This window comes from Cryobacterium sp. M15 (assembly GCF_002929675.1).
Classification (GTDB): domain Bacteria; phylum Actinomycetota; class Actinomycetes; order Actinomycetales; family Microbacteriaceae; genus Cryobacterium; species Cryobacterium lyxosi.
This window is the reverse complement of the sequence record NZ_PJJW01000030.1, coordinates 68,352-91,854: the sequence shown is the minus strand read 5'-3', so window position 1 is coordinate 91,854 and position 23,503 is coordinate 68,352. Positions and strand designations below refer to the sequence as shown.

The following is a 23,503-nucleotide window of genomic DNA, read 5'->3' as shown; positions in this document are numbered from 1 at the left end:
AATCGAATGTTGTCCCGCCGAACATATCTAGCTATGTGTCCAATGAAAAGTTAGAATCCGATTGGCGCGGGGCCAGTGCTCGCCCGGACCACGAGTTCAGCGGGCAGCTGGACATGGTTGGGTATGTCCTCGCCGTCGAGCAACTTCACGAGCATGCGCAGGGCCTGTGCTCCCATGTCGAGCAGCGGCTGGGCCATGGTCGTCAGCGGCGGCTTCGAGCTCGCGGCTTCGGGAACGTCGTCGAACCCGATGACGGAAACGTCCTCCGGTACCCGAAGTCCGAGTTCGCGTGCCGCGTCCAGCACGCCGAGCGCGGACATATCGTTGGCGGCGAACACCGCGGTCGGTCGATCCGGACGCATCAGTAATTCGCGGGCCGCCGTGGCTGTCAAGGCAGCCTGGTATTCACCGTCGCAGACAAGCGTTGAGTCGAACGGTATGCCGGCGTTCTCCAGAGACTCGCGGTAGCCGGCCTCACGCAACTGGGCCGATGCGAGGTCGCTGCGCCCGCGGATATGGGCAATGCGGCGGTGTCCCAACTCGATGAGGTGTCCGGTGGCGACCCGGGCGCCACCGATATTGTCCGAGTCGATCGTGGAAGGTCCGCCCGGCCCGTCATGCGGGTCAATAGCAACGACAGGGATCGAGGTCGTCGGCATGAGCAACGTCGGCGTGACGATGATGGCGCCGTCGATGAGCGTGCCGGCCAGGCGGGATAGGGATCGGCGTTCCCAGCCAGCACTGATACCGCCCGGAGCGAGGGCCGAATACGCGAGCAACTCATAGCCGGTCCCGGTGGCAGCCGTCGAGATGCCCTTGAGGAGTTCGGCCGAGAACGACTCGAATTCGGGGACGAGGATTCCGATCACGTTGGTGCGCTGTCGCCGCAAACTCGCCGCCACGAGCGAGGTCTCATAGCCGAGTGCGGCGACGACTTCGGTCACTCGCTTGAAGGTCGCGGGCGCGACGCCGTAGCGCCCATTGACAACCTTTGACACCGTCGGCACGGAAACGCCGGCTTCGCGAGCGACGTCGGCGATTGTTACTCGCCCGAGCGGGGGGGATCGGTTGACATCGCTGTTCATAATGCTCAGGGTACAGCGCGGTGTGACACACCCGACTCACTGCCGCCGTGAGAATTTGTTGACCCGCAAAACATACCCTGCTAGCCTTCACCTGACCGGTGGATAACGATATCCAAACAGTGCCACCGGCTGCCTATGCAAAGGAGCATATAGTGCGCACTACCCATCTCATCACCGTCGCCGCCCTGGCACTGGCTTCGCTGGTGGTCGTCCCCACCGGGGCGTTCGCTGCCCCCGCGCCGCCGGCGGACCCGAGTGCGTCGCAGCACTCGGGCGTCATCGGTCAGGACACCCTGCGTGGCCTCGCCGAAGAGGCCGGCATTGAGTTCGGCGTCGCCGTGAACGCGGACCTGCTGGCGAAGAACGGCAAGTATCGCAACATCGTCAACACCCAGTATTCCAGCGTGACGGCCGAGAATGTCATGAAGTGGGAGGCCATCAACCCGGCACCCGGCGTGTACGACTGGGCGGCGGCGGAGGCGCTCATCGCCAACGCTGAGGCCAACGGCCAGGTCGTCCGCGGGCACACGCTCGTATGGCACAACCAGCTGCCGACCTGGCTCACGACCGGCCACTTCAGCCCTGAGGAGTTGCGCGCGATTCTTGAAAACCATGTCCGGACCGTCGCCGAGCACTTCGCCGGCGACATCCAGCAGTGGGACGTCGTCAACGAAATCTTCAACGACGATGCCGCGGGGAGCTTCCGCGAGACGCTTTGGTACCAGGCGTACGAGGAGCTGGGCCTGCCCGGCGAGCAGTACGTCGCCGACGTGTTCCGCTGGGCGCACGAGGCCGACTCCGCGGCCCTCCTGTTCTACAACGACTACAACCTCGAGTTCACGGGTCCCAAGAGCAACGCCGCGTACGCGTTCGTCCAGGAACTGCTGGCCGACGACGTGCCGATCCAGGGCGTTGGCTTCCAGGGCCACCTGGACACCCAGTACGGCTTCCCCGACCTGCAGAGCAACCTGCAGCGGTTCGCTGACCAGGGCATCGAGGTCGCACTGACCGAGGTGGATGTGCGCACCTTCGTGACCCAGAAGCCGAACGGTACCTACACCAACACACCGGCGGACGCCGCGGAGGGCGCCCAGCAGGTGGACTATTGGGCGCGCACCCTTGAGGCCTGCCTGGCCGTCGAGGCGTGCAACTCCTTTACAGCGTGGGGCGTCTCGGACGCGAACTCGTGGATCCCAGGCTGGTTCACCGGGCAGGGTGCCGGGCTGATATTCGACTTGCATTCCAATCCCAAGCCGCAGTACGAGGCGCTGCGCGAGGTACTGCGGAACGCCGCTTGAATACCTCATAAGGCAGCAGTTCACGTTCAGCAGCACTCGATTCGGAACGCACGGGGCACATCCATCCGGGCGTGTACCTGGTGGCTTTGCCGCCCAGGACTGTCGCGGTCCCAAGGTGATCGTGGTCGCCGATGGACATCGGCCCGGCCGCAAAGTCACTTTCGGCAGAGTCTCTTTGAGGGCTGTCGTCGAAGTAAAAAACGTTATCGAAATCGATATCGATATCGATTGACAACGCCGGATCCATCCTGAGAAGCGCTGTATGCAGCAGGTAAGTAACGTATGTCGGTCATCACTATTAAGGAGATTCCACAATGAAGAGGAAAAACCGATTCGCGGGTATTCTCGCGCTGGCCGCGAGTACCGCACTACTCGCCTCCGGTTGCGCCAGTGGCGGCGACAGCGGTCAGGGGGACAGCGTCGCCCTGACTTTCTGGCAGAACTCAACGACCGGAGAAGGCAAGGCCTACTGGGAAAAGACGATCAGCGAGTTCGAAGCGGCGAACCCGAAGGTCACTATCGAGATGCAGTCCGTCCAGAACGAGGAGATGGATGGAAAGCTCCAGACCGCGCTGAACTCCGGCGATGCCCCGGACATCTTCATGGCACGCGGCGGCGGCAAGCTGGCAGACGTTGTAGCGGCCGGACAGGCCATGGACATCACCGATTCCATTGACGACGTCACCAAAGCGGCAGTCCCCGAAGGCGTGCTCAGCGCGTTCGCGGTTGACGGCAAGATCTACGGCATGCCGACCGCGGTGCTCCCTGGTGGCATCTTCTACAGCAAAGACCTCTTCGCGGAGGCCGGCATCGATGCCGTGCCAACGACGTTGGATGAGCTTGATGCTGCGGTGGACAAGCTCAAGGCCACCGGTGTTGCGCCGATCGCCGTGGGCGCGAAGGACGCCTGGCCCGCTGCGCACTGGTACTACTTCTTCGCCCAGCGAGCGTGCTCGCAGGACGCCATGAACGAGGCCGCCAAGACCAAGACGTTCGACGACTCGTGCTGGCTGCAGGCAAGTGAGAACATGCAAACATTTGTGAAGACCGAGCCGTTCAACCAAGGCTTCCTCACCACCTCGGCGCAGCAGGGAGCGGGCAGCTCGGCTGGCCTCCTGGCCAATCATGAGGCAGCGATGGAACTCATGGGTGCCTGGAACCCGGGTGTGATCGCCAGCCTGACCCCTGACCAGAAGCCGCTACCCGACCTCGGCTGGTTCCCCTTCCCCGAGGTGACAGGCGGCGACGGTACGCCGGGCGCGATGATGGGCGGCGTGGACGGATTCACCTGCTCAGCACAAGCTCCCAAGCAGGAGTGCACCGATTTCCTCAACTTCTTCATGCAGAAGCAACAGCAGGAAGGGTACGCAAACGCATTCCACACGCTTCCGGCTAATACGGATGCCCAGAGCGTCGTGGCTGATCCCGCATTGCAATCCATTCTGAAGGCCTACAACGATGCACCGTACGTGACGGTATGGCTGGATACCCTGTTCGGCCAGAATGTCGGTACCGCGCTGAACACCGGCGTCGTCGACATGCTTGCCGGCAAGGGTGGGGCAGCGGACCTCGTCTCAGGCGTCAACGCGGCAGCAGCCAAGGGATAACTCGAACCCATGAGAAAAGAGTCCGCAGGCGCCGCGTCGTTGACCGACGAGCGGCCGATGCCGGGCACGGGGAAGGTTGGGGATGGCGCACCTCGTGCGTCGTCCCCGGCCACACCGCGCCCTACGCGAAAAACGGCAGACTGGCGTAAGCGCCTGGAGATCACGATCCTCTCCGGGCCGGCAATCATCGTCTTCGTCGGCTTCGTGATTTTTCCCGTCATCCTGGCCGCTTACTATGGCTTCTTTCGCTGGAAGGGCTATGGGCCGGCAACCGACTTCGTCGGCTGGGGCAACTACCTCATCATCTTCGCAGACAGCGCATTCCACGAAGTGGTGCTCCACAACGGCATCATCGTCGTGCTGTCACTGGTTTTCCAGCTGCCGATCGCGATCTTCCTTGCACTGCTGCTCAACCAGAAGATCCGAGGACGATCCCTTATACGAGTTCTGATCTTCGTGCCGTACATCATCTCGGAGGTTATCGTCGGCATCGGGTGGGGACTGATGCTCCAGACCAATGGCGCGGTGAACGACCTCCTGGCCGCTGTCGGGCTGGGTACGTTCAGGGTCGACTGGCTCTCGGATCCCAAGATCGCCATTTGGTCGCTGATGGTCATCATCACCTGGAAGTACGTCGGCTTTGCGGTCATCCTGTTCCTCGCCGGACTTCAGAGCATCCCCGAGGAGCTTTTTGAGGCGGCGTCGATTGACGGGGCGACCTACTGGCAGGTGCAGCGCCACATCACCCTGCCACTGCTCGGCCCGACACTGCGAATCTGGGCATTCCTTTCGATCATCGGGTCGCTCCAGTTATTCGATCTCGTCTTCATCATCTGGGGCCAGTACGTCGCTTCGACAGCGGGAACATCCACCATGGCGACATATATGGTCGCGAATGGTCGCACGTCGGGCAACTTCGGCTACGGCAGCGCCGTCGCGGTCGTCATGTTCCTGATCTCACTCGTCATTGCGCTGACCTATCAGCGCTTCGTATTGCGACGCGACACGGCTGGCGCGCTCACCGAGAGGCAGAAATAATGTCCGCAACGTCGAGTGTGAGGCCAATGCTCGAGGAGGAACTGCCCGAGGTACGCGGCACTCGCGAACGCCAGAAGTGGGGCAACCCCGTCACCTACTTCATCGCCTTCCTGTTCATTGCCCTGAGCCTGGGTCCGGTTCTCTACATCGTGACCGGGGGCTTCCGCGACAATTCCCAGATCACCTCGTCGCCCGCAGGGTTTCCGACCCCGTGGCGTTTCGATAACTATCTCAACGTCTTGTCGAGTACGACCTTCTGGCAGCAGATCGGCAACTCGGCCATCGTCGGCATCACGACGACGATCGGCGTAGTGGTACTCGGTGTGATGGTCAGCTTTGTACTTGCTCGCTACCACTTCCAGGGGCGCGCGGCGATGTACTCCCTGTTCGCGGCCGGGCTTATGTTTCCGATGACCGTTGCAATCACGCCGCTTTACATCCTGGTCAAGGACCTGGGACTGATGAACAGCCTGGCCGGTGTGATCCTGCCGCAAATTGCGTTCGGCCTGCCAGTGACCGTCATTATCCTGGTGCCGTTCCTCAAAGCGATTCCAGATGAGATTGAGGAGGCCGCGTCGATCGACGGTGCGAGCCGCCTCGGCTTCTTCTTTCGCATGGTCGTGCCATTGTCGATTCCTGGCGTCGTGACCACCGGTATCCTCGCCTTCGTCGCCAGCTGGAACAGCTACTTACTGCCGTTGTTCATCCTGAGCGACCAATCGACGTACACCCTGCCGCTGGGTGTGCAGGCGTTCGCCTCGCAGTATTCGGTGGACACGGCGAGCGTCCTGGCTTTCACCTCCCTCTCTATGATCCCGGCGCTCATTTTCTTCACACTGTTCGAGCGCCGCATCGTCGGCGGATTGACCGGGGCGGTCAAGGGCTGAGCCGTACGCGCAGTGCGGGCCGTGAAGTGCTGCTTGCGCGCGGTGGACTAACCGCATATTTGACCCTGAATGAAAGTGATGAATTCGTGACTGAAACAGTCTTAGCTATGCCCGACGTGTCTGAACGCGTACGCGCGCTCCATGCTCGGATGACCCTCGAAGAGAAGCTCGCCCAGATCGTTGGCTACTGGCTGGACCAGAGCGGCGTCGTCGCGCCCATGCAGGGCGAGATGGCTGCGGGGCAGAAGGCGTCTACCGACCTCGCCGAGGTGACCAGGCATGGCATCGGGCACTACACCCGCGTCTATGGCACACGCCCCGTTGAGCCGGCGGAACGCGCCGCCTGGCTGTGGGGTGAGCAGCGCCGCCTCAAGCGTGAGACGCGACTGGGAATCCCCGCGCTCGTGCACGAAGAATGCCTGACCGGACTCGCCGCATGGAAGGCGGCCACCTTCCCGACGCCGCTCGCCTGGGGCGCCTCGTTCGACCCAGCGCTGGTGCAGGAGATGGCCGGCGTCATCGGCGACTCGATGAAAGAACTGGGCATTCACCAGGGTCTCGCCCCCGTGCTCGACGTGATCCGTGATCCCCGCTGGGGTCGGGTCGATGAGTGCATCGGAGAGGACCCGTATCTCGTCGGCACCGTCGGTACGGCGTACGTGCGCGGCCTTCAGGGAGCTGGGGTGCACGCGACGTTGAAACACTTCCTCGGATACTCCGCATCGCGCGCCGGTCGTAATCATGCGCCGGTACACGCCGGCCCACGAGAGATCGCAGACGTCTTCCTGCCGCCGTTCGAGATGGCGATCCTCGACGGCGGCGCGAAGTCCGTCATGAATTCGTATACCAACGTCGATGGAATTCCGATGGCGGCCAATGCCGACTACCTCACCGGTGTACTTCGCCACAAAATCGGATTCAACGGCGTTGTCGTCGCCGACTACTTCGCAGTGGCTTTCCTTGAGGTCATGCATGCCGTCGCGGCCGATCGGGGCGAAGCAGCGGCGCTGGCGCTCGAAGCGGGCATCGACATCGAACTGCCAACCGGCGACGCCTACCTGCAGCCCCTGGCTGATCGCATCCGTGCGGGAAAGTTCGATGTGGCCTATGTCGACCGCGCGGTGTTGCGTGCTCTCGCGCAGAAGGAAGAATTGGGGCTTCTCGATGAGGACGCCTTCGAGGGTGAGCCGCCGACGGACATCGACCTTGACTCGCCGCGCCATAAAGAGCTGGCCCGCAGACTCGCCGAGGAATCCGTCGTGCTGCTGTCGAACGACGGCGTACTGCCGCTGGAACGGCGGGCACGACCGCTCTCGAAGGTAGCGGTCATCGGTCCCAACGCCCACCGGGCCGAGGCCCTTCAGGGTTGTTACTCCTTTGCGAACCATGTGCTCTCCGGCTATCCCGATCTGCCACTCGGCTTCGAGATCCCGACGGTTCTGGACTCGCTCCCCGGTGCGTTCGAAACGGCCGGCCTCGCCGTGCCGGAATTCGTCTACGCTGCAGGTTGCGCCGTCGAGGGCGACGACGACTCCGGCTTCGCTGCCTCCGTGGACGCTGCGTCGTCGTGCGAACTGGCCATCGTCGTCGTGGGCGACCAGGCGGGCCTCTTTGGTCGTGGCACCGTCGGCGAGGGCAATGACTCCGAATCTCTGGAGCTGCCCGGCCTTCAACGCCAACTGGTCGAGGCCGTGATCGCGACCGGAACACCGGTCATCATGGTGCTTTTGACCGGGCGGCCGTACGCGATCGGGTGGGCTGTCGAGGGTGCGAGCACAGCCCCGGCTGCCGTACTCCAGGCATTCTTTCCCGGTGAGGGCGGCGGTCTGGCAATTACCGACATCATCATGGGCCGGGTGAATCCGTCGGGGCGCCTGCCGGTTTCGATGCCGCGCTCGGTCGGCGCGCAGCCGTATTCATATCTGCACCCGATTCTGGGCGGGCCGTCCGACGTCACCGCGACCGATTCGACGCCGCTATTCCCCTTCGGATTCGGTCTGTCGTACACTTCCTTCGACTATTTTGACCTCGACGTCGATACTGCCGTGGCGGCCGGCGGCGTCTTCACGGCTGCGGTGACGGTGTCCAACACCGGCGCCGTTTGTGGCTCCGAGACAGTGCAGCTGTACGGGCACGACGTGCACGGCACGGTAGCCCGGCCGGTGGTGCAAATGCTCGGCTACTCCCGCGTGGAACTCGATGCGGGGGAGTCCGTGCGGTTGACTTTCTCGGTCCCGGCGAGTCGATTCGCTTTCAGCGACCGGCGCATGGTCAAGGTCGTCGAACCCGGCGATGTCGAGGTGTGGTTCGCTTCGCACTCGGCCGCCTCGGATGGTGCGCGGGCAGAAGAGGCCACCAACGGCGCGATCGTCAGCGAGAAAACAGCACGGGTGCGACGCATCCCCGGCGTGTCAACGGCCCGGGCCACCGTTGCGATCACCGGCGATGTTCATGAGGTCACCGCGGCGGATCTGCGCATGGTGGATGTTCGTCAAGACGCGCTGGTGCGATCATCGGTGTCGGCCTGAACATGAACGACGAAAAAGCTCCCCTCCATCCACCTCACGAATCAAGGCAGTACGCACCAATGCCCCAGGCACGGATTGCCATCGACCGCACGATGCTCGTCGCCCCGATCAATCGCCGCATCTTCGGCTCCTTTGTCGAGCACCTGGGCCGGTGTGTCTATGACGGCATCTACGAGCCCGGTCACGCAAGCGCCAATGACGATGGGTTTCGGCTGGATGTGATTGATTTGGTCAAGGAGCTGGGGTCATCGACCATGCGCTATCCCGGCGGGAATTTCGTCTCCGGCTACCGCTGGGAAGACGGCGTCGGGCCCAAGGACGAGCGCCCGGTGCGCCGGGACCTGGCCTGGCATTCACTCGAAACCAATCAGGTCGGCCTGGACGAGTTCGCGCGTTGGTGCAAGCTGACGGGCTCCGAGCTCATGATGGCCGTCAATCTCGGCACGCGGGGCATCGAAAATGCGCTGGATCTGCTGGAGTACGCCAATCATCCGTCTGGCACCGCGCTCAGCGACCAGCGCATTGTCAACGGTACGAGCGAACCGCACGACATTCGTATGTGGTGCCTGGGCAATGAGATGGATGGCCCGTGGCAGACCGGCTATCTGTCGGCCGATGATTACGGCAAGTTGGCCGCCCGCACGGCGCAGGCGCTGAAGGCCGCCGACAAGAACCTGGAGCTCGTGGTTTGTGGGTCCTCGGGGTCAACGATGCCGACTTTTGGTGACTGGGAGCGCACCGTCCTCGAGCACAGCTACGAGCACGTCGACTATATCTCCGCGCACGCCTACTATCAGGAGCGCAATGGGGACCTGGGTTCGTATCTCGCGTCGTCGCTGGATATGCAGTATTTCATCGACACCGTCGTGTCGACGGGCGATCACGTGAAGAACAAGCTGCACAGCAACAAGACGATCAAGATCTCGTTCGACGAGTGGAACATCTGGTACCTCGACGAACACCGGGCCTCTGAGGAAGTCAACGATGAGTGGCGCGTTGCGCCGCGTCAGCTCGAAGACACCTATTCGGTAGCGGATGCCGTGGTGCTGGGCAACCTGCTGATCACGTTGCTGAAGAATCACGACCGGGTCGGGTCGGCATCGCTGGCTCAACTGGTGAACGTGATTGCGCCGATCATGACGGAACCGGGTGGGGCATCCTGGCGTCAAACCACGTTCTTCCCATTTTCGGTCACGTCGCGGCTGGCCCGCGGCGAGGTGTTGCGGCCCCGAATCGACGTCGGCATATATGAGACTGCCGTTTACGGCGCGGCTCCGCTGGTGGATTCCGTGGCGACCTTTGACGAGGAAAGCGGCCGGGCTGCGGTGTTCCTGGTGAACCGCAGCCAGACCGAGTCGCTGCAGGTGACCATCGATGTGGCCGAGCTGGGCGCATCCGTTATCGATGAGGCGGTCAGCCTGCACGATGCAGATGCGTATGCCAAGAACACGCTGGCTGATCAGACGCGGGTCGGCTTGCGCTCGCTCGCCGGTGCTGTTCTCACGGACGGTGCGCTGACCGTGACACTGCCCCCGGTCTCTTGGTCAGCGATCGCCCTCAAATGACGACGGCTGGGAGATGAAGACCGTCATCGGCGCTACCGTCATCCACCATTCCCGCGGTCCATGCAGCGGTCGCCTTGCGAGCGCCGGCCGCCGGCAAGCACGTCTACGGAGAGAAGCCCCTGGCGCTCAATCCCGGCCAAGCTGCCCCGGTGCTCACGCTCGCCGACGAATGCGGGCTGCGGGTGGGATCGGCTCCCGATACCGTGCTGGGCACGGGCGTGCAGATCGCCCGGGCACTGCTCGACGGTGGCCGCATCGGAATGCCGGTGGCGGCATCGGCTTTCTGGACCACGCCGGGCATGAGCTCTGGTACCCGGGGGGTTTTTCACGTCGTGGAGATCATGAGCGCCGTAGTGCGGGCTGGCCACGACCACACGGTCATTGAGTTGGCCAGCACGGTCGAGCGGCCGGATCTCGTTCCCGAAGGCGCTGTGCCGAGCAACTGGTAGGTCGCGTTGCTGCCGCGGCGAACTACGCGTGGTCGCGCCAGCTGTGCTCGGGGGCGAAGCCGAGCATCCGTTTCGCCTTGTCGATCGACAGCAGGGTCTCGTGTTCGCCCACCGTCTTCGTCACGGTGACGTTCGGGAAGACCTCGGCGGCCAGGCTCGCGCTCGACCGGCTCATCACCGTGTCGGCGGCGGCGATGATGAACGTCTCGAAACCCGGCTGGGCCTGTTCGAGCGCGCGCAGCACGGCTTGGGCGCCGTCGCGACCGTCGATGTAGCCCCACAGGTTCCACTTGCGCAGGGTGGCGTCATCGTCGAATGCGGGGAATGCCGCGTAGTCGTCTTCGTCCATCACATTGGAGAAGCGCAGCGCCGTGATGCTCAGCCGCGGATCCCAGCGCACGAGCTGGATAGCCATCTGCTCCTCGAGATGCTTGACCAGCGAATACGTGCTCTCCGGGCGGGCCGGGTACTCCTCGTCGACGGGAATGTAGGGCGGGTCGATGTCGAATGGCAGTCCGAGGGTCGTCTCACTCGAGGCATAGACGATCGTCTTGATTCCGGCCCGGCGGGCGGCCTGGAAGACGTTGAAGGTTGCGAGCATGTTGTTGTGGAACGTGGCCACGTCGGGCAACAGGCCGGGGGCCGGGATTGCGCCCAGATGCACGAGCGCGTCAAACCCGTCTGTGCGGTCGTCGATGCCGAACATCACGTCGACGACCTGGCCATAATCGGTCAGGTCGATCCGGGTGAATCCGGAACCGCGAACTCCCGACTGGTCGAGATTGGTGACCTCATGCCCCTCGCTCGCCAGGCGCGTAACCACGCTACGGCCGAGCTTGCCACTACCACCGGTGACGGCAATTCTCATGAACACTCCCTCAGTCTCACAAGCGGATGCGGCTGGCTCATACCTCGCGCTGCTCCGGCGAGGTGGTCTTGCGCGGGTCGAACTCGGCCAGGTCGCGAACGGCCGCATCGATCCTTGTGAGCACATCAGCGTCGAGGTGCACACCGGCGGCCTTCGCGTTGTCGGCGACCTGCTCGGGGCGGGACGCGCCCATGATGGCGGATGCAACGTTCTTATTCGCCAGCACCCAGGCGAGAGCGAGTTGCGCCATGCTCAGTCCGAGTTCGTCGGCGATCGGGCGCAATTTCTGCACGCCGGTGAGCACCGGCTCATCCATCCAACGTTTGATCATGTTGGCGCCGCCCTGGGCATCCGTTGCCCGGCTGCCTTCCAAGGGAGCCTGACCCGGCAGGTACTTGCCGGTGAGCACGCCCTGAGCCACCGGGGACCAGACGATCTGCGAGACGCCGAGTTCTTCGGAGGCCGGAACCACTTCGGATTCAATCACACGCCACAGCATCGAATACTGCGGCTGGTTGGAGATGAGCTGAATGCCGAGGTCAGTGGCGAGGGCGTGGCCGGCGCGCAACTGCTCGGCGTTCCACTCGCTCACTCCGATGTACAGGGCCTTGCCCTGGCGTACGACGTCGGCGAAGGCCTGCATCGTCTCTTCGAGCGGGGTTTCCACGTCGTACCGGTGTGCCTGGTAGAGGTCGACGTACTCCGTTTGCAGCCGCGTGAGCGAGCCATCGATCGACTCGAGGATGTGCTTACGAGAGAGGCCGGTGTCGTTGTGTCCCTTGGGACCGGTCGGCCCGAAGACCTTGGTGAAGATTTCGAGGGACTGGCGGCGTTCGCCGCGCAGGGCATCGCCCAATACCTGCTCGGCGATGGTGTTCGCGTAGACGTCTGCGGTGTCGAACGAGCTGATTCCGGCATCCAGGGCCGCTCGCACGCAGGCCGTTGCCGTGTCATTCTCGATCTGGGACCCGTGGGTGAGCCAGTTGCCGTAGGTAATCTCCGAAACTTTCAATCCGCTGTTGCCGAGGTATCGAAACTCCATGACGTCCCTGTCTGGCGCCTCGTATCTGCCAGCGCCCTCGATGATTTGTTGACATTGGCAACGTATCATCCATCGAGCTCATCCGGCGCAGTAACCTGACTTCTGACCGAAAAAGCGAGCGGGAAGCCGAGAGCAATGGACGCCATGCAGGGTAACAACCATGATGATGTGCGCAGGCATAACCTGTCGATCATTCTGCGCCTCGTACACCGCGGTGGCGCGGCGTCGCGCGCCCAGCTGACCCGCCTGACCGGTTTGAACCGGTCGACCATCGGCGCGCTGGTCGCAGAGTTGGTCGAACGCGGCCTGGTCGAGGAACGCACTCCCGACCCCACCAAACTTGCCGGGCGCCCGAGCCCGATCGTGGCGGCGAGCGACCGCGTTGTGGCCATCGCGGTGAATCCTGAAATCGACGCGATCACCGTGGGAGTGGTCGCCCTCAGCGGAGTCGTGCACCGGAGCATCCGCTTCGCCACGCCAACCACGCCGACGGTCGCCGAGGCGGTCGCTATCACGGCGAGTATTGTCACCGACCTGCGGCGCGAGTTCGGAGAGTATTCCATAATCGGAATGGGTGTGGCTGTGCCGGGCCTGGTGCGTGCACACGACGGTCTGGTTCGCAACGCTCCACATCTCGGCTGGGTCGACGAACCACTCTGCGACCTGCTCGCCGAGGTCACCGGTCTGCCCGTCGTGGCCGCCAACGACGCGAGCCTCGGCGTCACGGCGGAACGCTATTTCGGTGCGGGGCAGGGAATGACCGATCTCATCTACCTCAACGGCGGCTCGAGCGGCATCGGTGGCGGCCTCGTCGTCGGGGGAGTGGCGGCCGGCGGACGGGCGGGCTACGCGGGGGAATTCGGGCATACCAGGGTGAGCGCGGGCTGCCGCACCGACTCGGCCGGTATCGCCGGCACTCTCGAAGCCGAGGTCACCCGCGGCGCGCTCCTTGACGTGCTCGGCCTGCCCGCTGGGGAAACGGATGCCGACGACCTCGAAGGCGCACTGCTCGCCTCCACCGCGCCCGCGGTACGCGCCGAAGTGAACCGGCAGGTCGATTTCTTGGCCGTGGCCTTAGCCGGCGCCGTCAACATCCTCAACCCAGAACTCATCGTGCTGGGCGGCTTCCTCGCCGCGCTCTATGTGGTCGACCCCGGGCGCCTGACGGGCGCGGTGGCCGCACTGGCGCTGGGGACTGCATTCGACGAGGTGCAGATCGCCCCCGCGCTTCTCGGCTCGAATCTGCTCCTGATCGGTGCCGCCGAACTGGCGTTCGAAACGCTGCTTCTCGATCCACAGTCCGAAAGTGGGAATAGTTCGGGTCTGTCCCCGCTTAGCGTAAGGGCGGCCGGAAGTGCCACTGCGGCCGTGTCGCCCGAAATCGCGCCGCCCGCCGCCATCCAGCCTCTCTAGACCAGCCAAGGACATTCGTTTTCGTGATTACTGCCAGCATCCCCGTGATTAGCGCCGCGCAACTTGCCTCCACCGCCGCGCATCCCGGGGACAAACTGACTCGGCGCCAGCGCATCGTCTACATACTCATTCTCGGGGCGCTCACGGCGCTCGGCCCGTTTACCATCGACCTGTATCTGCCGGCCTTTCCGACCCTGGAAAACGAATTCGGCGTGCTGCCGTCGGTCATCCAGCTCACCCTGACCGGCACCATGATCGGTTTCGGTTTCGGGCAGCTGGTCGTCGGCCCCTGGAGCGATAAGGTCGGGCGGCGACTCCCGCTCATGCTCGCTACCGGTGTGCACATTCTCGCCTGCGTCGGCGCCGCCCTATCGAACGACATCATCGTGCTCGCCATCTTCCGCGTGCTGCAGGGCTTCGGCGCCGCGGCCGGCGCCGTCGTTGCCATGGCCATGGTGCGGGACCTGTTCGGCGGCAAGCCGCTCGTCAAGATGCTCTCCCGTCTCGCGCTGGTCAGCGGCCTCGCGCCGGTGCTGGCACCGGTGATCGGATCGCAGCTGCTGCTCGTCATGAGCTGGCGGGGAATCTTCTGGGTACTGGCCGCCTACGGCGTCATCGTGATTCTGGCCGTCGCCTTCTGGATCGTTGAAACCCTGCCCGAAAGCGAACGCAACGCGACGGGCCACAGCACCCTCGGCCAACGCTACAAAGCGGTACTGAGCGACCGCACCTTCGTGGGCGTCGCGATCATCGGGGCGATGACCTTCACCGGGTTGTTCTCCTACCTGTCGGCCTCACCGTTTCTGTTCCAAGACGTGTACGCGTTCAGTCCGCAGGAGTACGGTCTGCTGTTCGCCATCAACTCCCTCGGTGTGGTCACCGGGGTGCAGCTGAGCTCGCGCCTGATGCACCGGTCCAACATCGGGCCGCAGTGGATTCTTTCCGTCTCCACGGTTGTGCTGGTGATCACCGCTGGTGCGATCGTGCTGCTCGACCTCGGCGGCATTGGGCTGTGGGGTATCCTGGTGCCGCTCTGGTTCTTCATCGCGGCCTGTGGCTTCACCCTGCCGAGCGTGCAGGTCATCGCGCTCAACGCCCACGGACACGAAGCCGGAACCGCCGCGTCGTTGCTCGGCGCCGCGAACTTCGGTGTGGCCGGACTGATCTCGCCGATTGTGGGACTGCTCGGAGTGGGCACGGCGATACCGATGGCATCCGTCATGGGCGTCACCGCCGTGATCTCAATTCTTGCGCTCTGGCTGATCGTGCGCCCGAGAAGCGTGCCAGCACTCGAACGCTAGCCCGAGGCGCTCGCTCGGGCCCCTTCGAGTCTTGGGTCCCTTCGAGTCTTAGCCGCTCGGGCCCATGGTGTGACCGTGGGCCCAGTTTATAAACTGGGCCCACGGCCCGGGCCCGGGCCCCGTCCAAAATGGGGGGCGCGGTAACGGGCTGCTGACCTACGATGGCGGAATGACTAACCCGGAACGCGCTGCAGACCCCGCAGCTCGCCACATTTCCCGTCGCTGGCCCGTCGTCAGCGGCATCTCCGCTATGGTGTTGGCCGCCCTGCTCGGTCTCGTCGTGGTCGTGCGGGCAAACGGCGCCGCCCTCGAGGTTGACGCCGAGTGGATGAGCGAGATCATCGAGCATCGCATGACGGTCTGGGAGGTTCCGTCGCTGTTCATGAACACGCTCGGCGGCGGCCTATTCGGCGTCTTCGTCGTGCCGCTGGTCATAATCCTCGTGCTCGTGCTGATCAAGCGGCCCTGGGCGGCCGGGTACTACCTCGGGGCCACGGTGCTGAGTGCGGTCGGCGTGCAACTGCTCAAACAGGTCTTTGGCCGGGCCCGCCCTGAAGACATACTGGTCACCTCCGATTTTGGGTCGTTTCCTTCCGGCCATGTCGCCAATGCGGCAACTATGGCGGTGTGCCTCGCCATCATCTTTCCGCGCCTCTGGGTGGTGCTCGCCGGCGCCGTGTATACGATCGTGATGCTGCTCAGCCGCACCTATCTCGGTGCGCACTGGCTCACGGACACCATCGGTGGCTTATTACTCGGCGCCGGTGTCGCTATCGTGCTGTGGGCTCCGGTCGCCGCCAAACTCGATGGCGAACGTGCACTCGCCGCCCGCCGCCGACTCGAACGGCAGCGGAAGCGGCAGAAAACCCTCACGTCATGACCAACGCGGCACAGGAGCTCCGGTAGAACGGCAAGGTCTCGTTCGACGCCTCGTTCGTCATTCGTGCGACAGCGGTTTCCTGGATCTGCCGTGGGTCAACCATCGGGCACGAGACTAGGAACCCGAGCCGTTGCGTTGGCTCGCCGTCACCGCCCTCTACCGTGCCTATTCACTGGCCGATCGAGCCGAGCTTGCCGGGCGTCGCACCACGTCACCGTTTGCGCGCATGGCCGACATCGTGTCCGACCGGGGGCACTAGACGGCCGAACGGAGCCGGCACTCGCCGCGCAGACGCGCGAGGGGATGAGTTTCCCAGCCGAGCGGCGTGTCGAGTCCAGCGGTGCACCAGCCGTGGGCGGAGTCGCCCCAGCTCGGACACGGTGAGCGGGTCGGGCGGCCGCACGACTCTCACCCCGAGTGCGTCGCTAATGTTCTCCAGCCCGGAGCGGGGCCATACCTGGCCCCGCAGGCGAAGCAGCACGTCACCGGCGGAGTCCAGCAGGTACAGGTGCGAGAGGGTCTCGACCATCTCGCTCTGATACAGCTCGACGAGCACGACGCTGGCAATTTCGGCCGTGCCAAAGTTGGTCACCCGGCCCAGCAGGTTGCGGCTTTCCAAGCGCCCAGCCGCAACGGTCACGCACACTCTGCGGGCCCCGAATACAGCGATCACGCCGAGAAGGGTCAGGCCGAACTGAACGGCGGCGACAAAGATCCAGGTATTGCGCGGGATGGTGAGCCAGTACAGCACGATCAGAACGGGGACCAGCAACGACAGTGCAGCGATAATCGACCGCTTGACCAGCTTGCGACGCGGCCGCAAAACGTGCCTGACTGCCGGCTCGAACCCCTCGCGCATCATGTGTTCCGTTTCACCCCTCAAAGTGAGTATCCCGCACATCAGCCCAGTATCTCGTTGCTATTTCAGGGGGGTAGACGAAGTCGCCTGAAGCGAGTACCGTCCGTCATCGCGGAATCAGGGGTACCCCGCGGGGAGTGCGCCCAGCGTAGAGTTGGTCCGTGCACTCACGGGCCATCCGCGAACGCGGCAACACAACGAAGCGGCACCGGCTGCATCCGGCGCAGGTCGTCGTTTCCGGATTCGCCCTGACCATTTTCGGCGGCACAGCGCTGTTGATGCTGCCGAACGCCCGGGTCGGGCCGGGCGGCGCATCGTTTCTGGAGGCGCTGTTCACCGCGACGAGCGCGGTGTGCGTCACCGGGCTGACCGTCGTCGATACGGCGGTGTACTGGACACCGTTCGGTCAGGTCGTGATTCTGATGCTGATTCAAATCGGCGGGTTCGGGATCATGTCTTTTGCCTCGGTCGTCGGGCTCGCGATCGCTCGCAAGCTCTCCCTGCGCTCGCGCATCACAGCCGCAGCCGAAACCAAAAGCGTCGGTCTCGCTGACGTGAAGGGGCTGGTGGTCGGTGTCGTGCGTATCTCGCTCGCGATCGAGGTCACCGTGGCGATGATGCTCGCGCTGCGCTTTATGCTCGGCTACGGCGAGCCCGTTGGCCGGGCCATCTGGCTGGGGGTATTCCACTCGGTATCGAGCTTCAACAATGCCGGGTTCGCCCTGTTCAGCGACAATCTCATGGGGTATGCAACGGATGCCTGGATCTGCCTGCCGATTGCCGCCGCCGTCATTCTCGGTGGACTCGGCTTTCCGGTGATCGTGCAGCTACGGCGTCAGCTGCGGCGGCAGGGGCGGGATCCGCGGCACTGGTTACAGCAGGCCTGGTCGATTCGAACCTGGACCATGAATACCCGCATCGTGGTCTCGGGTACGCTCGCGCTACTCATTCTCGGAACGGCATATATCACCGCCGTTGAATGGTCGAATCCGAATACTCTCGGTCCGTTGGACTGGTCGGGCAAACTCCTGGTCGGTTTCTTTCAATCGGTGCAGACCCGCACCGCCGGTTTCAATAGCATCGACATCGGCCAGCTCGACTCCGCCACCCTGCTCGGGATGGACGTTCTGATGCTGATCGGTGGCGGCCCCGCCGGAACCGCCGGAGGCATTAAAATCACGACGTTCGCCGTCCTGTTCTTCATTATCTGGACCGAGGTGCGCGGCCAGGTCGCCGTCAACGTGTTCGGCAAGCGGCTTTCCCGGGCGGTGCACCGTGAGGCGATCACGATCTCCCTGCTCGCCGTCGGCGTCATCATTGCCGCGACGGCGGCGCTCATGCTCCTGACCGACATCTCTCTGGACGCGCTGCTGTTCGAGGCGATCTCCGCTTTTGCGACGGTGGGACTGTCGACCGGGATCACCGCGGGGCTGCCATGGGGAGGGCAGGTCATCCTGATTCTGCTTATGTTCATCGGCCGCCTCGGCCCGATCACCTTCGCGTCGGCCATTGCCCTGCGCGAACGCCGCACCACCTACGAACTTCCCAAGGAAAGGCCGATCATTGGCTAAATATTCACTGTTCGGGCACCGCGACCCCGCCCGCCTCGCCGAAGCTGAATCGGTCGTCGTCATCGGTCTCGGCCGGTTTGGCAGCGCGCTCGCTATCGAACTCATGAACAGTGGCACCGAGGTGCTCGGCATCGACGGGGACGAAGAGGTGGTACAGATGCACAACAGACTGCTCACCCACGTGGTGCGTGCCGACTCCACCAAGGAGGCGACCCTGCGGGAGCTCTCGGTACCCGACTTCTCCAGCGTGGTCGTGGCGATCGGCGGCGATATCCAGGCAAACATTCTCACCGCTTCGCTGCTGCTCAAGCTGGGCATCGCGAACATCTGGGCCAAAGCGGTCAGCGACCCGCACGGCGAGATCCTCACCCAGCTCGGCGTCAACCATGTCATCTACCCGGAGAAAGATATGGGCAAGCGGGTTGCGCATCTGGTGCGCGGCGCCATGCAGGACTATATCGAGATCGGCGAGAATTTTGCGCTGGTCAAGACTGCACCGCCGCGGGCGCTCATCGGCGTACCCCTCGGCCAGGCCAAGGTGCGTGCCCGCTACGGCATCACCGTCACCGCGTTTCACCGCCCCGGCGCAGGCTGGAGCTACACCTCGCTCGACACCGTGATCGAAGATGGCGACATCATTCTCATCGCCGGAGAATCTGCGCGAGTCGAAGAATACAGCCTGATGCGATGAGTTCCCCCTTCGTTTTTCTCGCGGATGCACCGCTCGGCACTCGGGTCGTCGTGCGCACCAGAATTCCGGGTGGGTACACGGACGCGCTGGGCTTTCTGCGGAGCCGCAGCGCGGCATCCGTTTCGGTGGAGACCAAGCGGGGACTGGTCACACTCGCGATGGCCGACGTGGTGGCCGCGAAGTTCGTGCCGCCGGCGCCCGAACAAAGACCGCGCCGGGCCCGGGCCTGAAACCACCGGTCGACGTGAGGATCTGAACCAGAACGTGCGCCCACGACGCTCCCGACGCCTACCGCGCTGCGCTTTTCTGGCCACGCTGCGCTTTTCTGGCCGCGCTGCGCTTTTCTGGCCGCGCTGAGCCTTCGTCAGGCCCGTCCATCAGGTGTGTGGCGCGTGCGACGTGCCTCCTGAAGGTTTCGTGACGAGTGCGTGAACATCTAGCGCTGATTTACCGTCTAGTCAGGTTAAACAGAGATTGCCTTGCTACTTTTTACCTTCCAGATCACCTGAGTTTTCAGCGGTCGGAAGGCTCGCGGTCGCGGGTCGTCAACGACCTGAGGTGCCGATAAGGAGGTACCCGATGACCCCTGCGCTTCAGGCGGCGGGTGACCTGCGCCGCATTATGACGATGATGCTGGCCATTATCGGCGCGACCATCTCGTTGATCTTCGGACACTCCCTCGACGGGGCGCTCCTGGCCGATTCGGGTAACAGCGCTGCCACTTCGGCGATCAGCTCCGTGCAGGTCGTCGGAACAGAGTCGGCCGCGCCGGCACTCCAGGTCAACGACGCGGATCCCTGCGCGGCGGCAGAGCACGGGCGAGGCATCGTTCTGCCTCGGGCGCTGATTCGCCAGACCAGCGCCCTCACAGTGTTGTCTTTCGCGCCGCGCATTCGCCAGTCGGTAGCAATACGCTACCCGGAGGCCCCACCTCGCCCGGTCACGCTTACCGCACTGTGCATTAGCCAGACCTAGAAGTCGAGCAGATCCCCACGGCAGAGCACCCCGCGACGCAATTCCTGCCCAAAAACAGTGCACGCCTGTCACGTGCCCCCCAAGAGCGGGTTGGTTGCGCGCTCACTGAGACCAGCGCGTCCACGGAGACCTATCGACACCCGCCTATCGGCGCCCCAAGACTCGGCGCCTGGCGCGATGGTTTGTCTCCGGACCCATGCAGCACGCATATTCTCCGAACGAAGGACTATTTCATGACCACACACTTCACCCATTCAGCGTCCTCGCCCCCCGGAACTTCGCGCAGCGGGCGCATCCGCGGTTTCCTGACGAACGACCTGCGTTTCAATTTTCCCGCGTCGTTCGTCGTCTTTCTCGTAGCCGTACCCCTCTCGCTGGGCATCGCAGCGGCGTCGGGGGCGCCGGTCATGGCCGGTCTGATTGCCGCCGCCGTCGGCGGGATCGTCGCGGGCAGCCTCGGCGGTTCTCCGCTGCAGGTCAGCGGCCCCGCCGCTGGGCTGACCGTGATCGTCGCCGGCCTCATCGACCAGTTCGGGTGGCAGGCGACCGGCGCGATCACCGTCGCCGCCGGGTTTGTGCAGATTCTCTTTGGCTCCTGTCGCATCGGCCGAGCGGCACTGGCCGTCTCCCCGGTGGTCGTGCACGCCATGCTCGCTGGCATCGGAATCACCATCGTGCTGCAACAGTTGCACGTCATGATCGGCTCCGAATCGAGCAGCTCAGCCCTCGCGAACATGACCAGCCTCCCCGCAGCGCTCGCGGCCGCGAATCTTCCGGCCATACTCCTCGGTGCCCTGGTTATCGCCATCCTGGTGCTCTGGAAACGACTTCCGCCAGCCGTGCGCCGGGTTCCAGGACAGCTCGTTGCCGTGGTCGGCGTCACGATCCTGTCGGTCCTGCTCGGTGCCAACGTGGAACGCGTTACCTTCGACGGGTCAATTCTCGACGCCCTGTCTTTTCCCGAGGTTCCCGAGGGAAATTGGCAGGCGATCATGATGGGCGTTCTGTCTATCGCCCTGATCGCGAGCATCGAATCGTTGCTTTCTGCGGTGGCACTCGACAAGATGCACACCGGCCCGCGCACCAACTTCAACCGCGAACTTCTGGGGCAGGGGGCGGCGAACATGGTCTCCGGTGCGATCGGCGGTTTGCCCGTCACCGGGGTCATCGTGCGCAGTGCTACCAACGTGGAAGCGGGTGCACGGTCGCGCACGTCCACCATTTTGCACGGCGTGTGGATTTTGGTCTTCTCGTTGCTGTTCGCCGGTCTGATCCAGCAGATTCCGCAGGCGGTGCTCGCGGGACTTCTGATCGTCGTGGGCGTGCGGCTAGCGAGCCTGGCCAACTTCAAGACCGCCCGACGCACCGGCGACCTGCTGGTGTACTGCGTCACTCTGATCGGGGTCGTGTTTCTCAACCTGCTTGAGGGGGTCATGATCGGACTCGCCTTGGCAGCCGCCCTCGTTTTGTGGCGCGTGGTCCGGGCCTCCATCCACGCCGAACCAGCGGGTCCTCCGGAATCAAAATTGTGGCGGGTCGTGATCGAGGGGTCGTGCAGTTTCATGTCGCTCCCGCGCTTGAATTCCGTTCTGAGCTCCGTGCCAGCGGGCTCCCACGTCACGATCGATCTGGAGGTCGATTTCTTCGATCATCCGGCCTACGAGACGCTCAGCGCCTGGCAGCGTCAACACGAGAGCACCGGCGGCACGGTGCAGATCGACGAGGGCGGCGCCGCAACCCTCGAATTGGCGGCGGCACTCCCGCCCCGCAGAAACTCGGCACCGTCCACGACGCGCCTCGGTTTCGCGCCCTGGAAGGCCTGGCAGGGCCGTGACCGCGGCGGAGTCAACAGCTACGCGCACCCGCATCCGCTGAACCCGGTGATCCACGGCATCGACGACTATCACCGTCGCCATGCGGCTCGCGTGCGAGCGCACATGCAGGAGGTGGCCGACTCCCAGAATCCCGACACCTTGTTTCTGACCTGCGCGGACTCCCGCATCATTCCCAACCTGATCACGAGCAGCGGCCCCGGTGACCTGTTCACGGTGCGCAACATTGGCAACGTCGTATGCGCGCACGGTACAGAACCCTCCATCGACGCGGCGCTCGCTTTCGGTCTTGACGAACTCTCGGTAAATTCAATTGTGGTGTGTGGCCATTCCGGCTGCGGTGCCATGGCGGCCGCGCACAATGAGCAGGCGAGGGACGCGACGGACGCGACGGATGATTCGGACGCTACGGACGCTACGGATGCTACGGATGCGGCTGCCGAGGAGAGCGCCGGCCGCGAACGGGGAGCCCTCGATGCCTGGCTCGATCATGTGCGCCCCAGCCGCGAAGCCCTTCGCAACGGACATCCCGTTGGGCGGGCGGCACGAGATGCTGGTTTCAGCGAGGTCGACCAGCTGGGCATGGTGAACGTGGCCGTTCAGCTGCAGAATTTGCGGCGGCATCCGCTTGTTGGCCCGGCGGTCGCGAGCGGGCGCGTGCATCTTGCCGGCGTCTTCTACGACCTCTCCACGGCGCGGGTGATCTGGATCACGGCCGACGGAATCGACCACCTCGACCGGGTGAACGCCCCTGCACCGGAGGGCGCGGGACTGGGGGCGGCCGCGCTGTGAGGGCGTGCTATCCCACGTGCGCGGTGGATCCAGGTTAAGCGGGGAACAGTCCGTACCCCCGTCGACGACTGAGCCGCGATCGAGCCGCGACTAACTCAACTCGACCGGAACGGCATTCCAGTTGCTGCCGAGGTTGACGACGCAGAGGTGCGGGCCGACGAAGGGGCGCAGCTCGATCACACTGTCGTCGTGGCCGAGTGTGCGCGCCACCCGCTGGATGAGCCCGAGGTGCACGGCGCAGACCACGCCCGGGTTTTCACGGGCGGCTTCGCGAAACGGGCAGGCCGTGAGCGCGATCGATTGCGTGGACTCATCGAGTTCGGGGGCGAATTCGAGCTGGTCGAGTAATTCGACCAGCGGGGCGGCGCCCGCTTCGGTCGATGCTGCGAGGCCGCCGGTGAAGGCCTCCGACCACTTCTCACCGGCCCGAATAGCCCGGGCCCGGCCGCCGTCGTCGTCTTCGGCAAGCACGCTGGCGAGCGCGTGGCTGAGCTGGTCGCGCGTGTCGGTGCGCGTGGCGGCCACGGCACAAAAGCGGATGCGCGGCCGGCCCCGCTGGCCGGACCGTACGGCCTCTCGTTCGATGAGCCTGGCGGCCAGAAGCTGGTCGAGGTGAAACCTGGCCGTGGTGACGTGCAGGTTCATCCGGTCGGCGACGGCGGCCGCATCGAGCGGTTCGCTGGAGGCGACCAGAAGCTGGAGCACGCTGCGCCGAATCGGCGACGCCAGCGCGGCATGCCAGGCGGGAGTGCGTTCGTCGAAATCCACCGTATAAGACTAACCCGGAATTATGAGTAGTCTCGTACTTTTAATCTTGCGGGC

General features: G+C 64.1%; 19 protein-coding genes and 1 pseudogene. 15 read left to right on the top strand and 5 right to left on the bottom strand.

The features are described from left to right. Positions 1 to 50: 50 nt before the first annotated feature. Positions 51 to 1,085, bottom strand: coding sequence for a LacI family DNA-binding transcriptional regulator (locus CXY83_RS03655; protein WP_104196037.1), 1,035 nt, complete (start codon positions 1,083 to 1,085; stop codon positions 51 to 53). A 152-nt stretch (positions 1,086 to 1,237) separates the two neighbouring features. Between CXY83_RS03655 and CXY83_RS03650 the strand changes: the two genes are divergently transcribed. The 7 genes and pseudogenes from CXY83_RS03650 to CXY83_RS18515 all read left to right on the top strand — a co-directional run. Beyond that, positions 1,238 to 2,383 carry an endo-1,4-beta-xylanase gene (locus CXY83_RS03650; RefSeq protein ID WP_104196036.1) on the top strand — a complete coding sequence of 382 codons (1,146 nt, stop codon included), beginning with the start codon at positions 1,238 to 1,240 and terminating at the stop codon, positions 2,381 to 2,383. A gap of 314 nt (positions 2,384 to 2,697) precedes the next feature. Next, a complete protein-coding gene (locus CXY83_RS03645; protein ID WP_104196035.1) occupies positions 2,698 to 3,990 on the top strand; it encodes an extracellular solute-binding protein in 1,293 nt (430 codons plus the stop codon). A gap of 57 nt (positions 3,991 to 4,047) precedes the next feature. Further along, positions 4,048 to 5,028, top strand: a complete 981-nt coding sequence (locus CXY83_RS03640) for a carbohydrate ABC transporter permease (RefSeq protein WP_104196058.1) — start codon at positions 4,048 to 4,050, stop codon at positions 5,026 to 5,028. Continuing rightward, the gene (locus CXY83_RS03635) at positions 5,028 to 5,915 is read left to right on the top strand and encodes a carbohydrate ABC transporter permease (protein WP_104196034.1); all 888 of its coding nucleotides are present in this window, start codon (positions 5,028 to 5,030) and stop codon (positions 5,913 to 5,915) included. Before CXY83_RS03640 ends, CXY83_RS03635 begins: the two co-directional genes overlap by 1 nt. A gap of 107 nt (positions 5,916 to 6,022) precedes the next feature. Next, on the top strand, positions 6,023 to 8,443 hold the full coding sequence (locus CXY83_RS03630; RefSeq protein ID WP_104196033.1) for a glycoside hydrolase family 3 N-terminal domain-containing protein: 2,421 nt from the start codon (positions 6,023 to 6,025) through the stop codon (positions 8,441 to 8,443). A 59-nt stretch (positions 8,444 to 8,502) separates the two neighbouring features. Next, on the top strand, positions 8,503 to 10,008 hold the full coding sequence (locus CXY83_RS03625) for an alpha-N-arabinofuranosidase (RefSeq protein WP_104196032.1): 1,506 nt from the start codon (positions 8,503 to 8,505) through the stop codon (positions 10,006 to 10,008). A 44-nt stretch (positions 10,009 to 10,052) separates the two neighbouring features. Further along, positions 10,053 to 10,324: pseudogene (locus CXY83_RS18515) on the top strand (Gfo/Idh/MocA family oxidoreductase); the annotation flags it as partial. Between the two features lie 155 nt (positions 10,325 to 10,479). On the opposite strand, the gene CXY83_RS03615 reads toward CXY83_RS18515, so the two are convergent. Continuing rightward, positions 10,480 to 11,325 (bottom strand): NAD(P)-dependent oxidoreductase, encoded by an 846-nt coding sequence (locus CXY83_RS03615; RefSeq protein ID WP_104196057.1) that lies wholly within the window; start codon positions 11,323 to 11,325, stop codon positions 10,480 to 10,482. Between the two features lie 37 nt (positions 11,326 to 11,362). Next, positions 11,363 to 12,367 (bottom strand): aldo/keto reductase family protein, encoded by a 1,005-nt coding sequence (locus CXY83_RS03610; RefSeq protein ID WP_104196031.1) that lies wholly within the window; start codon positions 12,365 to 12,367, stop codon positions 11,363 to 11,365. A gap of 135 nt (positions 12,368 to 12,502) precedes the next feature. On the opposite strand from CXY83_RS03610, the gene CXY83_RS03605 reads away from it, so the two are divergent. The 3 genes from CXY83_RS03605 to CXY83_RS03595 all read left to right on the top strand — a co-directional run bounded on the left by CXY83_RS03605 (position 12,503) and on the right by CXY83_RS03595 (position 15,961). Continuing rightward, positions 12,503 to 13,780 (top strand): ROK family transcriptional regulator, encoded by a 1,278-nt coding sequence (locus CXY83_RS03605; RefSeq protein ID WP_104196030.1) that lies wholly within the window; start codon positions 12,503 to 12,505, stop codon positions 13,778 to 13,780. A 23-nt stretch (positions 13,781 to 13,803) separates the two neighbouring features. Next, positions 13,804 to 15,081 (top strand): multidrug effflux MFS transporter, encoded by a 1,278-nt coding sequence (locus CXY83_RS03600; RefSeq protein WP_233200552.1) that lies wholly within the window; start codon positions 13,804 to 13,806, stop codon positions 15,079 to 15,081. A gap of 169 nt (positions 15,082 to 15,250) precedes the next feature. Further along, positions 15,251 to 15,961, top strand: a complete 711-nt coding sequence (locus tag CXY83_RS03595) for a phosphatase PAP2 family protein (RefSeq protein ID WP_233200551.1) — start codon at positions 15,251 to 15,253, stop codon at positions 15,959 to 15,961. A gap of 211 nt (positions 15,962 to 16,172) precedes the next feature. Here CXY83_RS03595 and CXY83_RS03585 read toward each other — a convergent pair whose 3' ends face one another. Then, on the bottom strand, positions 16,173 to 16,823 hold the full coding sequence (locus tag CXY83_RS03585) for a hypothetical protein (protein WP_104196029.1): 651 nt from the start codon (positions 16,821 to 16,823) through the stop codon (positions 16,173 to 16,175). 158 nt (positions 16,824 to 16,981) lie between these two features. Between CXY83_RS03585 and CXY83_RS03580 the strand changes: the two genes are divergently transcribed. From CXY83_RS03580 to CXY83_RS03560, 5 genes are all read left to right on the top strand, one after another. Continuing rightward, positions 16,982 to 18,391: a TrkH family potassium uptake protein gene (locus CXY83_RS03580; protein ID WP_233200550.1), complete on the top strand. Its 1,410-nt coding sequence runs from the start codon at positions 16,982 to 16,984 to the stop codon at positions 18,389 to 18,391. After that, entirely contained in the window at positions 18,384 to 19,082 is a 699-nt protein-coding gene (locus CXY83_RS03575) for a TrkA family potassium uptake protein (protein WP_104196028.1), read from the top strand. The genes CXY83_RS03580 and CXY83_RS03575 overlap by 8 nt, the downstream gene beginning before the upstream one ends. Continuing rightward, entirely contained in the window at positions 19,079 to 19,312 is a 234-nt protein-coding gene (locus CXY83_RS03570) for a ferrous iron transport protein A (protein ID WP_104196027.1), read from the top strand. Before CXY83_RS03575 ends, CXY83_RS03570 begins: the two co-directional genes overlap by 4 nt. A gap of 349 nt (positions 19,313 to 19,661) precedes the next feature. Next, the gene (locus CXY83_RS03565) at positions 19,662 to 20,057 is read left to right on the top strand and encodes a hypothetical protein (protein ID WP_104196026.1); all 396 of its coding nucleotides are present in this window, start codon (positions 19,662 to 19,664) and stop codon (positions 20,055 to 20,057) included. 233 nt (positions 20,058 to 20,290) lie between these two features. Beyond that, on the top strand, positions 20,291 to 22,681 hold the full coding sequence (locus CXY83_RS03560) for a bifunctional SulP family inorganic anion transporter/carbonic anhydrase (protein WP_104196025.1): 2,391 nt from the start codon (positions 20,291 to 20,293) through the stop codon (positions 22,679 to 22,681). A gap of 90 nt (positions 22,682 to 22,771) precedes the next feature. Here CXY83_RS03560 and CXY83_RS03555 read toward each other — a convergent pair whose 3' ends face one another. Further along, entirely contained in the window at positions 22,772 to 23,449 is a 678-nt protein-coding gene (locus CXY83_RS03555) for a metalloregulator ArsR/SmtB family transcription factor (protein ID WP_104196024.1), read from the bottom strand. Between the last annotated feature and the right edge of the window lie 54 nt (positions 23,450 to 23,503).